Source organism: Patescibacteria group bacterium (assembly GCA_041667185.1).
Taxonomy (GTDB): domain Bacteria; phylum Patescibacteriota; class Patescibacteriia; order SG8-24; family SG8-24; genus JBAYFM01.
Map to the genome: position 1 here is coordinate 1 of JBAYFM010000021.1, position 10,431 is coordinate 10,431.

At 60.9% G+C, this 10,431-nt stretch carries 11 protein-coding genes; 1 reads left to right on the forward strand and 10 read right to left on the reverse strand.

From position 1 onward, the window contains the following. Positions 1 to 163: 163 nt before the first annotated feature. The 7 genes from WCT10_05875 to WCT10_05905 all read right to left on the reverse strand — a co-directional run bounded on the left by WCT10_05875 (position 164) and on the right by WCT10_05905 (position 8,310). Complete coding sequence (locus WCT10_05875; protein MFA6604326.1) at positions 164 to 856, reverse strand: hypothetical protein; 693 nt, start codon at positions 854 to 856, stop codon at positions 164 to 166. A gap of 174 nt (positions 857 to 1,030) precedes the next feature. Beyond that, positions 1,031 to 3,478 (reverse strand): leucine--tRNA ligase, encoded by a 2,448-nt coding sequence (gene leuS / locus WCT10_05880; protein MFA6604327.1) that lies wholly within the window; start codon positions 3,476 to 3,478, stop codon positions 1,031 to 1,033. Positions 3,479 to 3,543: 65 nt separating this feature from the next. Next, positions 3,544 to 3,969 (reverse strand): hypothetical protein, encoded by a 426-nt coding sequence (locus WCT10_05885; protein ID MFA6604328.1) that lies wholly within the window; start codon positions 3,967 to 3,969, stop codon positions 3,544 to 3,546. Between the two features lie 179 nt (positions 3,970 to 4,148). Next, a complete protein-coding gene (gene trxB / locus WCT10_05890; protein ID MFA6604329.1) occupies positions 4,149 to 5,075 on the reverse strand; it encodes a thioredoxin-disulfide reductase in 927 nt (308 codons plus the stop codon). Between the two features lie 21 nt (positions 5,076 to 5,096). Beyond that, entirely contained in the window at positions 5,097 to 5,423 is a 327-nt protein-coding gene (trxA, locus tag WCT10_05895) for a thioredoxin (GenBank protein MFA6604330.1), read from the reverse strand. A 197-nt stretch (positions 5,424 to 5,620) separates the two neighbouring features. Then, complete coding sequence (gene infB / locus WCT10_05900) at positions 5,621 to 7,618, reverse strand: translation initiation factor IF-2 (protein MFA6604331.1); 1,998 nt, start codon at positions 7,616 to 7,618, stop codon at positions 5,621 to 5,623. 113 nt (positions 7,619 to 7,731) lie between these two features. Further along, positions 7,732 to 8,310 carry a hypothetical protein gene (locus WCT10_05905; GenBank protein MFA6604332.1) on the reverse strand — a complete coding sequence of 193 codons (579 nt, stop codon included), beginning with the start codon at positions 8,308 to 8,310 and terminating at the stop codon, positions 7,732 to 7,734. Between the two features lie 114 nt (positions 8,311 to 8,424). Between WCT10_05905 and truB the strand changes: the two genes are divergently transcribed. Beyond that, positions 8,425 to 9,096 (forward strand): tRNA pseudouridine(55) synthase TruB, encoded by a 672-nt coding sequence (truB, locus tag WCT10_05910; GenBank protein MFA6604333.1) that lies wholly within the window; start codon positions 8,425 to 8,427, stop codon positions 9,094 to 9,096. A gap of 103 nt (positions 9,097 to 9,199) precedes the next feature. Here truB and WCT10_05915 read toward each other — a convergent pair whose 3' ends face one another. The 3 genes from WCT10_05915 to WCT10_05925 all read right to left on the reverse strand — a co-directional run. Continuing rightward, complete coding sequence (locus WCT10_05915) at positions 9,200 to 9,601, reverse strand: hypothetical protein (protein MFA6604334.1); 402 nt, start codon at positions 9,599 to 9,601, stop codon at positions 9,200 to 9,202. 141 nt (positions 9,602 to 9,742) lie between these two features. Next, entirely contained in the window at positions 9,743 to 10,000 is a 258-nt protein-coding gene (locus tag WCT10_05920) for a hypothetical protein (GenBank protein MFA6604335.1), read from the reverse strand. A gap of 66 nt (positions 10,001 to 10,066) precedes the next feature. Further along, positions 10,067 to 10,431 (reverse strand): hypothetical protein (locus WCT10_05925; protein ID MFA6604336.1); only part of this gene is annotated, 365 nt, incomplete at its 5' end.

A 10,431-nucleotide genomic window follows, 5' to 3' on the forward strand; every position in this document is an offset into this window, starting at 1 on the left:
ATCCCATAGGCGAGAGCTTCCGGACAAGACCAGGATAGTTAAAAATATTTGATTGAAATTATCGCGTCGGCTACGTCAAATTTTAGGCTCATTAAGCTTGGGCGTCAATCGAGATTATCAACAACTCCGCCACCACATCTGCGACCGACGCCAAAATTACGGATCAGGAATCCGCTTCCAGTTGCTCCAGAGGGCCGTCCGGATCCTCGATCCGGCCGATGACCCGCAAGTGCTTCTGGCTGATGATCGGCTTCATGATCAGGATCTCCGGACTGAAGAAGACCTTCGGCCGCCCTTCTCCCGCTCCCGCCGTCGCGACCCAGGGGCAGGATCCGCCCTGGCGCACTTTGACGTAATGCCCGAGAAAATCGGCGAGTGGCATGACGGAATCCCAGTATTTGCTGAACGCGCCCTGAAAACGTCCGACATCGGCCGGATACGCTCCCAGGAACGGGATCAGGCCGGTGATGAAATCCATGTCGCCGACGAAACAGGATGCCGGATCGGTCTTGATCTCCAGGATCATCCGCTCGGCGCGGAACGGCAGGCTGGGGACGTTCTCCGGCGAGGGAGCCGCGAAGATGGCGCCAAGCCGGCTCACGCCGTGCTCGACCAGGCGCTCGGGCCGGAACCGGTCTAGGATCTCCATCTCGCGGCGCATCTCCGAAGGCCGCAGTTCCGCCACCGGCGCCGCGAGCCCCTCGCGCGCGATGCGGGCGAGTTCTTCGAGCGAACATTCGCGGTACAGCGAGACCCAGTGTTCGGGCGCGGCCGGGATATCCGAACCCAGGAGGACCGACCAGTCGATCCCGCAGCCGTCAAACGCGTGGAGGTAGTTGTCGGATTTTTGGGCCATGGGATTAGAAAAATGGGAGAGTGCCGGAGTGCGGGAGTGCTGGAGTTGGGGAGTTTGGGAGAGATGAATTCAGGAAGTTGATATACTCCATTTCTCCCCCGCTCCTACACTCCTTCACTCTCCCATTACTTGATGACTCCCCCGGCTCCTGCACTCCGAAACTTCCTGACTCCGTCACTCTAAAACAATGCTTACCAGCCGATCCTTGACCACGAAAATCTGTTTGATGCTCTGGCCTTCAAGAAACTTGGCGACCTTGTCGCTCGCCAAAGCCTGAGCCTTGGCGTCTTCTTCGGAAAGTCCAACCGGCACGCTCAGCTTATCGCGAACCTTGCCGTTCACCTGGACGATCAGGCTCACCTGCTTCTCGGCCGCGAGCTGGTCGTCGCAGACCGGCCAAGGCGCCAGGAAGATACTGCGGCTGTGACCCAGGAGTTCCCAGAGATCCTCGGCGAGATGCGGCGCGAACGGCGCCAAGAGGCGCAGGAAAACCGACGCGAACTCCGGACTGCCGCCGCCGAGCCGCTGCCACTCGTTCAGGAGGATCATCATGGCGGAGATGGCGGTGTTGAATTTGAAAGCCTCGATGTCCGCGGAGACCTTGCGGATGGTGCGGTGCAGGAGTGCGGTCAGCTCTTCCGGTTCGGCCTTCATCTCGCGGTGGACGACGTCATGGATCTGCAGCCAGACGCGATCGAGAAAGCGGCGCGTGCCGCTGATACCCTTGGTGTCCCAGGGTTTGGCGATCTCGAAGTCGCCCATGAACATCTCGTAGAGGCGCATCGTGTCGGCGCCGTACTGCTCGACCACATCGTCCGGATTGATGACGTTGCCGCGCGACTTGGACATCTTCACGCCGTCCTCGCCGAGGATCAGGCCGGGATTCTTCAGTTTCTGGAACGGCTCGTCGAATGACAGGTGACCGGCGTCAAAAAGCGCCTTGGTGAAGAAGCGGGCGTACATGAGATGCAGGACCGCGTGCTCGGCGCCGCCGACGTAGAGATCGACCGGCAGCCAGTATTCGACGGCGTGGCTGGAGAACGGCCGGCTGCCGTCGCGCGGCGACGCGAAACGCAGGAAGTACCAGCTGGAATCGACGAACGTATCCATGGTGTCGGACTCGCGGCGCGCCGGACGGCGGCAGCGCGGACACTTCACATCATGGAACTGCGCGGAACGCGCGAGCGGCGACTCGCCGGTCGGCCGGAAATCAACGTCGTCGGCCAAGAGCACCGGCAGATCTTCCTCGGGGACCGGCACTTCGCCGCAGTCCTCGCAATAGATGATCGGGATCGGCGCGCCCCAGTATCGCTGGCGGGAGATCAGCCAGTCGCGCAGATGATAATGGACCTGGCGGCGACCGATGTTCTTGGCTTCCAGGAGATCGGTGATCTTGACCTTGGCGTCGTCGGATGCGAGTCCGTTGAATTCCTCGGAGGCGACCATGATGCCTGGTTCGGTGTAGGCGGCGTCCGGCGGCGCGGTCTTGCCGGCGGGCGGCGCGATGACGAACCTGATCTCATAGCCGTACTTTTTGGCTAACGCGTAATCGCGGTCGTCGTGAGCCGGCACGCCCATGACCGCGCCTGTGCCGTAAGCGGCCACGACGTAATCGGCGACCAAGACCGGCACGTCGGCTCCGGTCAGCGGATGGCGCACGCAGACGCCCAAAGACACGCCGGTCTTGTCCTGATTCAGGCCCACGCGCTCCAGCTCGGATTTCTTGCCGGCCGCTTCGATGTAATTCAACACTTCGCGGCGCTGCTCGGGCGTCACGATCTCCGGCACCAGCGGATGCTCCGGGGCCAGGACGATATAAGTGACGCCGTACAGAGTGTCCGGCCGCGTGGTGAACACGGAAACCGAGAACTCCTTGCCCTGCGGCGCGCCCGCCTCGCCGGCCTCGGACGGGATCAGGCCGTGAAAATCGATCTGCGTACCCTCGCTGCGGCCGATCCAGTTCGCCTGCATCGCCTTGATCTTCTCCGGCCAGTCGAGTTTGTCGAGATCGGCCAGCAGGCGGTCGGCGTATTCGGTCACTTTGAAGAACCACTGTTCGAGTTCCTTCTGGCGCACCGGATTCTTGCAGCGTTCGCAGATACCGTCCTCGACCTGCTCGTTGGCGAGCACAGTGTGGCAGGAATCGCACCAGTTGACCGGCGCGGTCTTCTTGTACGCCAGGCCTTTCTTATATAAGAAAAGGAACATCCACTGCGTCCAGCGGTAATAGGCGGGATCGCAGGTGACGATCTCGCGGTCCCAGTCGTAAGAGAAGCCGAGCGAGCGGAGCTGGCGGCGGAAATTCACGATGCTCTGTTCGGTGCGTTCGCGCGGATGGACGCCTTTCTTGATGGCGTAGTTCTCGGCCGGCAGTCCGAAAGCGTCGAAGCCCATGGGATGCAGGACGTTCCAGCCTTCCATGCGCCGCTTGCGGGCGATGATGTCCGTGGCGGTATAGCCCTCGGGATGACCGACATGCAGGCCTTCGCCGGACGGATACGGAAACATGTCCAGGACGTAATATTTTTTCGTCCCCGGCTGTTCCTCGGTGCGATACAGGCCGGACTCTTCCCAGAGATCCTGCCATTTCTTCTCGATCTTCTTGTGGTCGTAATTAGCCATAAACTTGGGCGTGAAAAGCCGCCTCATCGTAAAACAAGCGCCATCTCTTGGCTAGTGGCCGGCGGCTAGTCGCTGCCGGGGTATTTCCAGAGATCGCCGCCGTGAAAAAGATGATGCAGCAAGCCGATGAATTCCGCGGCCGCGCCGAGGATCAGGCTCAGGGCGAAAAAATACAGCTGGGTCAGGGCGCTCACGAAGAAAGCCTGTTCAAAAGGTTCGCCGAGAAAAAGTTCCAGAGCCGAAAGCGAACCGATCGCCGCGCCGAAGACCAGAAACCAGAACCAGATCCGCCAGCGGGCCGCGAGGATGATGACGGCAACAATGCCGACCGCGGCCGGCAGCGCGGCGAGCAGGGCGAGATCAACGGACCCGGTAACGCCGCGTGTCAGATAACCGAAAGCCAGGACCGACGCTTCCAGGCCGGCGAGGACCAGACCTGCCAGAACAGGCTTCAGATAACGGCTATTTTTTACGGGCTTGGGAGCAGACATCGACCGGAATTATACCTCGCGCGAGAGCCGCGAGCAACGCGCTCGGCTGATTCCGCTGCAGTTCCGCCGCGACTTGGAGGGCGCAGGAGTGCGGGAGTGCTGAAGTGCAGGAGTGCTGGAGAGACAACCAAAAAACCGCCCTTTGGCGAAGGCGGCTTCTTTATCAGTATCAGCCGGACTCACTGGTTGGTCTGTTCCAGGAAATGCAGCGCGTCGAGCGCGGCCCGGCAGCCGGAGCCGGCCGCGGTCACGGCCTGACGATAGCGCGAGTCAGCCACGTCGCCGCAGACGAAGACACCTTGGACGCTGGTCGCGGTCGTGCCGTCGGACATCCTGATGTAACCGGCCGCGTCGAGTTCGAGCTGACCCCGGAACAGCTCCGAATTGGGATCATGGCCGATGATCGGGAAAAAACCGTCGATGACGAGTTCGCTCGCCTCCCCGGTCTTCACATTCTTCAACCGCACGCCGGTGACCTTGTCATTCTCGGCGCCCAGGATCTCCTCGACGACCGTGTTCCAGACGATGGCGATCTTCTGATTCGCGAGCACCCGCTCCTGCATCGCTTTCGAGGCGCGCAACACGTCGCGCCGCACGATCAGCGTCACCCGGTCGGCGAAACGGGAAATGAAATCCGCTTCTTCCATGGCCGAATCTCCCCCGCCGACCACGGCCACTTGTTTGCCGCGATAGAAAAAAGCGTCGCAGGTCGCGCAGGTCGAAACGCCGCGCCCGTAGAGCCGCTCCTCGGACGGCAAACCCAGCCGGCGCGCCGTGCCGCCGGTCGCGATGATCAGGGAGCGGGCTTCCTCGACCGCGCCGTCAGCCGTCACGCGAAAAGGCCGCGCGGCCAGATCGACCGCCGTCACTTTGGACGAGACGATCTTCGCGCCGAAACGCTCGGCCTGGCGGCGCATCGCTTCCATGAGTTCCGGCCCGTCGATCCCCTCGGGAAAACCCGGAAAATTCTCGACCTTGGTCGTGAGCGTCAACTGGCCGCCGGCGAGTTCGCCGGCAAAGACCAGCGGATACAGACCGGCGCGCGCGGCGTAGATGGCCGCCGTGTACCCGGCCGGTCCGGAACCGATGATGATGACCTCGCGCATATATGAATGAAGAGCCGCGGTTCAGGCAGCCAGCAGGCCGCGCATTTTCTCGGCGATCCCGGCCTTCGGCTGGAAGCCGATGATCTGATCGACCGGCACGCCGTTCTTGAAGATGAGCAGCGTCGGAATGCTCATGATGCCGTATTCGTTCGGCGTCATCGGACTCTCGTCAACATTCAATTTGCCGATCTTCACGTTCTGGCCCTTGAAATCCTGGGCCAATTCCTCAATGACCGGACCCATCATCTTGCACGGGCCGCACCACGGCGCCCAAAAATCAACCAGCACCGGCACCTTGGATTTCAGAACCTCCTCGGAAAAATTCGCATCGGTCAACGCGTGGACCATAACGACGATCGCGATTAGTTCGCGGCAACCGGGTCTATGCTTGTCTCCCCGCTCGCGGCTCCGGACCCAGGGTCCGTGGCGCGGCGCGGATCAGACCCCGCGGCCGTGATATTTTTATTCGCAGCTCGGGCTGCGCCCTCATCTTAACACCAAAACTCCCCGCCAGCGAGCGGGGAGTTATTAACAACTTCCTAGCCTCACTGAGGAAGAACCAGCTTGCGTTCTTTCTTCTCTTCCGTGAAGACGTCGACGACATCGCCGACGAGAACGGCGGACCGGAACGTGACCTTCACGCCGCATTCCTGGCCCAAATGAACCTCTTTGGTCTCCTGTTTGCCGGACTGGAGCTGGGCGATCACGCCCTCGCTCATCGGCTGCTCGCCGCGATACAGGACGGCGTTCGCTCCGGTCTGCAGCTTGCCTTCCTTGACGCGGCCGCCGATGACCTGGCCGGACTTGTCGCTCCGGAAAATCGCCAGCACCTCGAGTTTGCCCAGATGGGTCGTGATGATCTCGGCCGGCAACAGATCCTGCAAGCGCTTCTTCAGCTCGTCGAACAGGTCGTAAATGACCTTGTAGATCTTGATCTCCACTTTCTTGTCGCGCGCCAGGATCTCCGCCTCGCGCGTCGCGAGCACATTGAAGCCCATGACCACGCCCTTGGCGGCCTCGGCCGCGAGTACGTCGGTGTCGGTGATATTGCCGAGTCCGCGACTCACGACGGCGACGCCGACCTCGGTATTCTGCAATTTCTCGAGCGTACCGCTGATGGCCTCGAGCGAACCGAGCACGTCGGCCTTGAGCACGACGTTCTGGAATTTCTTGTCGCCATGGCTCTCCTCCTCGGTCTTCGGTTTGATCGCGATCGACTGCTTCTCGACGGTGTAGCCTTTCTTGACCCGTTTCAGATCCGCGTCCGCGGCCGGAACCTCAATGATGTCGCCGACCTGCGGCGAGGCCTTGAAGCCCAGGATCTTGGCCGGCGTGCCCGGCGGAACCTCTTCGAGCGCGGCGTTGTTCCAGTCCCGCATCGCCCGGACGCGGCCGTAGATGCCGCCGCCGACGGACAGGATGTCATTGCGGCGCAGCGTGCCGGCCTGGACCATGATGGTCGCGACCGGACCTTCGCCCTTGTCGATATGGGATTCGATGACCGTGCCGACGGCGCGCCGGTCGGGATTGGCGCGGATGCGGTCCTTTTCCATCTCAGCGACGAGCAGGACAACATCGAGGAGTTCGTCCATGCCCTTGCCGCCCTTGGCGGACACCGGCACGATGACGGTCTTGCCGCCCCACTCCTCCGGGATCAGCCCGTGCTCCGAAAGCTGCGTCTTTACACGCTGCGGGTCGGCTTCCGGCTTGTCCATCTTGTTCAGAGCGACGATGATCGGCAATTTCGCGGCCTCGATGATCTTGATGACCTCGACAGTCTGCGGCTGGACGCCGTCGTCGGCGGCCACGACCAGGATGGCGATGTCCGCGACGCGTGCGCCGCGGGAACGCATGACCGTGAAAGCCTCGTGGCCGGGAGTATCGATGAAAGTGATGCGGCGGTCTTTCTTCTCGACCTGGTAGGCGCCGATGTGTTGGGTGATGCCGCCAGCCTCGGTCTTCAAGACGTTGGTCTTGCGGATGGCGTCGAGCAGCATGGTCTTGCCGTGATCGACGTGGCCCATGACGACGACGACCGGCGGGCGGGCCACCAGATCTTTTTCCGCCTCTTCGCCCAGCGCTTTCTTGAGTTCGTCGGCGGACATACTGGCCGAACGGTCGGCGGCCTGGCTCTCCTCTTCGGCCGTGACGTTGAAGCCGAGATCTTCGGACACGATGCTGGCGGTGGTGTAATCGATGCGCTCGTTGACCGAGGCCAGGATGCCGTTCTTCATGAGTTCGCCGATGACCAGGTTCAAGGGCAGGCTCAGCTTGGCGGCGAAATCGCGGACCGTGATGACCTTGGGCAGCGCGACCTCTTTGACGCGGGCCGTGGCCTCCTCGACGATCTTCTTTTCCTGCTGGTACTTGTCCTTAAGACGCGCCAGCTTGGACATCTCGTTCCATTTGACGATGATCTTGTCCACGAGGCGGTCGTCAATCTTGATGGCGCGGCGGCCCACGTCAAAACCGAGCATCGGCAATTTCTCGCGCAATTCGTCGGGATGGCAGCGCAAGCGGCGGGCCAGTTCGGAAATATTCATATAAGTATCAATATATTAGCGACAACAGGCCTCAAAGTCAACCCCGAACCGGTCGCTATATAAAGAAAAGCCCCGCGAGAACGCGAGGCTTCAAGACTGGGAGAACGGAGCGGCTAGCGGCCGCGCAAGAATCGCCAGAGGCGCTGGTACCACTTCGGGGCAACGTCGTCGCCGATGTTGCCGACGACGATCTGGCCGGTGGCGAAGCATTCTTCGACAGCGGAGCGGCCGTTGCTGAAAGCCGGACAGAAGTCCTTGCCGGTCCAATGGCCGGCGAAGAAGCCGCCGCTCGGACAACAGTCCCAACGCAGACAGCCGATGACACCGCTCGGGACTTCCGTGACGCGCTCGGGTTTGAAGTCAGCGCTGGGGCCGTACAATGCGACCGGGTCGCCCGGGAAGATGATCAGGCCGCAACGCGCGCAACGACAGGTGCCGGTCTGGAACCATTTGACGCAGCACTGGCCGCACTTCTCCGGACTCGTGCCATTGTTGTGCAGCACTTGGCCGTAGAGATCCATGTCATAGAACCTGGGGCCGCGGTGCCCGCAGACGAAATCCTTGAGATCATCGGAGGCCGCGATCGAACGGATCTCGTCGTGCCTGGCCTCGAGGACCTCTTTCGGTTCCTCTCGCGAGCTGGCCACGATCGTCATCCCATCCGGAGAACTGAGGTTGTCCCTGGTTTTCACTTTTCACCTCCTGACAAAGAACTGTCTGCCGGCACCTTAACAACCGCCAGTTCGACCGTCAATGCTGGCGATATCAGTGGTAATTGAGCCGCGCGGCCGCTATACTGGCGGGGTATGGACGGCTTCATCCTGATCGACAAACCCGCCGGGATCACCTCGCACGACGTCATTGACCGGCTGCGGCGCATCACCGGCATCCGCAAGATCGGCCACGCCGGCACGCTCGACCCGTTCGCGACGGGCTTGTTGGTCGTCGGCGTCGGGCGCGAAGCCACGAAGCGGCTCGGCGAATTCCTGGGGGCGGACAAGGAATACGTCGGCACGCTGGTGCTCGGCGCGCGAAGCGACACTCAGGACGGGACCGGCGCGATCATGCCGGAACCGGACGCTATCATCCCCTCCCAAGCCGCGGTCGAGATGGCGCTGAAAAAATTCACCGGCCCCCTCCAGCAGACGCCGCCGATGTATTCGGCCAAGAAGATCCAGGGCAAGAAATTGTACGAGCTGGCGCGCGAGGGTAAGGAGGTCGCGCGCGAACCGGTCGCGATCACCGTTCGTGCTTTCGAGCTGACCGGCTTCGAGCCGCCGCGGGCGACTTTCCGCGTGAACTGCTCTTCCGGAACCTACGTCCGCACGCTCGCTCATGACCTGGGCAATGAACTCGGCGCCGGCGCGTATCTCGAAACGCTCCGCCGCACCAAGATCGGCGGCTTGCGCATCGAAGACGCCGCGAAACTCAGCGAACTGACGCCGGAGAATTGGCGCGCGAGACTGGTCAATATTTGAATCTCACGGAATAAAAAGGTGCCTGGTACCTTTTGTGGATAAATAAAAAACGCGGCTCAATGAGCTGCGTTTTGAGAACCGCCGCGAGACGCGAATGGCCGACTTACGACCGAACCTGTTTCACTTTCAGACAGGTTATATTACCCCGACCGTTGCGCCAAATGGTCAGATGCAGGCCAGGCTCGATCCTGAGAGGATAGTCCAGCACGGCAACATAGCCGTCTTCAAAAGTGATGGAGTAGGTTTTCTCCGCGGACGAACTCCAATCGGCAACACGGCCTCTATGTTCGACCAACTGCTGGTCCAGCACGTCGCGACAGAGACAGCCGACGAGGGTTGATGCCACAATCAGGCCCAGACAAACCAGCGGCAATCCCAACCAGTCGAAGCTGGCCGAGTCAGGTCCGAACAGCCACAGCAGCACGCAAAGTCCGAATAGAATGACCGAGGTGTGAAAAACGAGAGTGGCAATGCGTTCAAACGCAAGGGCCAGATTCTTATTCACGACGATCTCCTTTCAGATCCAGCCAGGAGCAGCTGGCGATTATCAAAGAACAGGGCTATCTTGCGCGACCGTGCTCGCTCTGTCAATTCTGTCTGATAGTGGTGAAAAAAACGCGGCTCAATGAGCCGCGTCTAGCGATCGTCAGACCTTCTCTTCAGGCGGGCCGACAGACGCGATCTGCCGCTCGGCGGATGGCTGGCGATCCTGTTCTTGGTGACAGAAATTCATGAGAACTCTTGTCGCGACAAACAAGATCAGACAAGCCAACCATCCCAGCAAGTCAGCCTTAACGGGAAAGATCAAACCCAGCGCCGCGAGGCCGGCCAGACAGGAAACGACGGCGACAGCGACGCGAACGACGAATTTCCGGACGCGGGCCGGAACCGGATTCTGATTCATGGGATCCCCCTCTGAGGCGTGAACCTTCGACGGACCACGCCGTAACTGTGAAAGAGCAAAGCTAAATTACAAGCCCGCGGCTGGCCTGTCAATTGGGGACTGTCCCGGGGTGGAAATGACGGCGCTAAAATAAGCCATTTTTTGTTGATGTGCGTCCCCTAGTGTAAAAATTGCCTGGCCGTTGCGCCGCTGCCAGTTGACGCCGATGATCTGAGAAAAAATAAAATCGGTTCTCCCCGACTCCTCCACTCCCACACTCTCCCATTCAAGGGGTGGTCCCCATTTTTCAGATAACAAAAAGGAGCCTGCACAGAAGTGTGCGAGACTCCATCGGACGGAGAGAAAGAACCGAGGGCTGATGATCAAAGGGCAAAGATTCGCCCAAGGCACGTCGGTCGCGACTGACGCGCCAAGGCTCCAAAGCCCCAAGC

Bases quoted from the DNA above. Each gene is read 5' to 3' on its own strand.
- WCT10_05920 (MFA6604335.1), bottom strand. From the start codon at position 10,000: ATGAATCAGAATCCGGTTCCGGCCCGCGTCCGGAAATTCGTCGTTCGC.
- trxB (MFA6604329.1), bottom strand. From the start codon at position 5,075: ATGCGCGAGGTCATCATCATCGGTTCCGGACCGGCCGGGTACACGGCG.
- WCT10_05885 (MFA6604328.1), bottom strand. From the start codon at position 3,969: ATGTCTGCTCCCAAGCCCGTAAAAAATAGCCGTTATCTGAAGCCTGTT.
- leuS (MFA6604327.1), bottom strand. From the start codon at position 3,478: ATGGCTAATTACGACCACAAGAAGATCGAGAAGAAATGGCAGGATCTC.
- WCT10_05875 (MFA6604326.1), bottom strand. From the start codon at position 856: ATGGCCCAAAAATCCGACAACTACCTCCACGCGTTTGACGGCTGCGGG.
- trxA (MFA6604330.1), bottom strand. From the start codon at position 5,423: ATGGTCCACGCGTTGACCGATGCGAATTTTTCCGAGGAGGTTCTGAAA.
- truB (MFA6604333.1), top strand. From the start codon at position 8,425: ATGGACGGCTTCATCCTGATCGACAAACCCGCCGGGATCACCTCGCAC.
- infB (MFA6604331.1), bottom strand. From the start codon at position 7,618: ATGAATATTTCCGAACTGGCCCGCCGCTTGCGCTGCCATCCCGACGAA.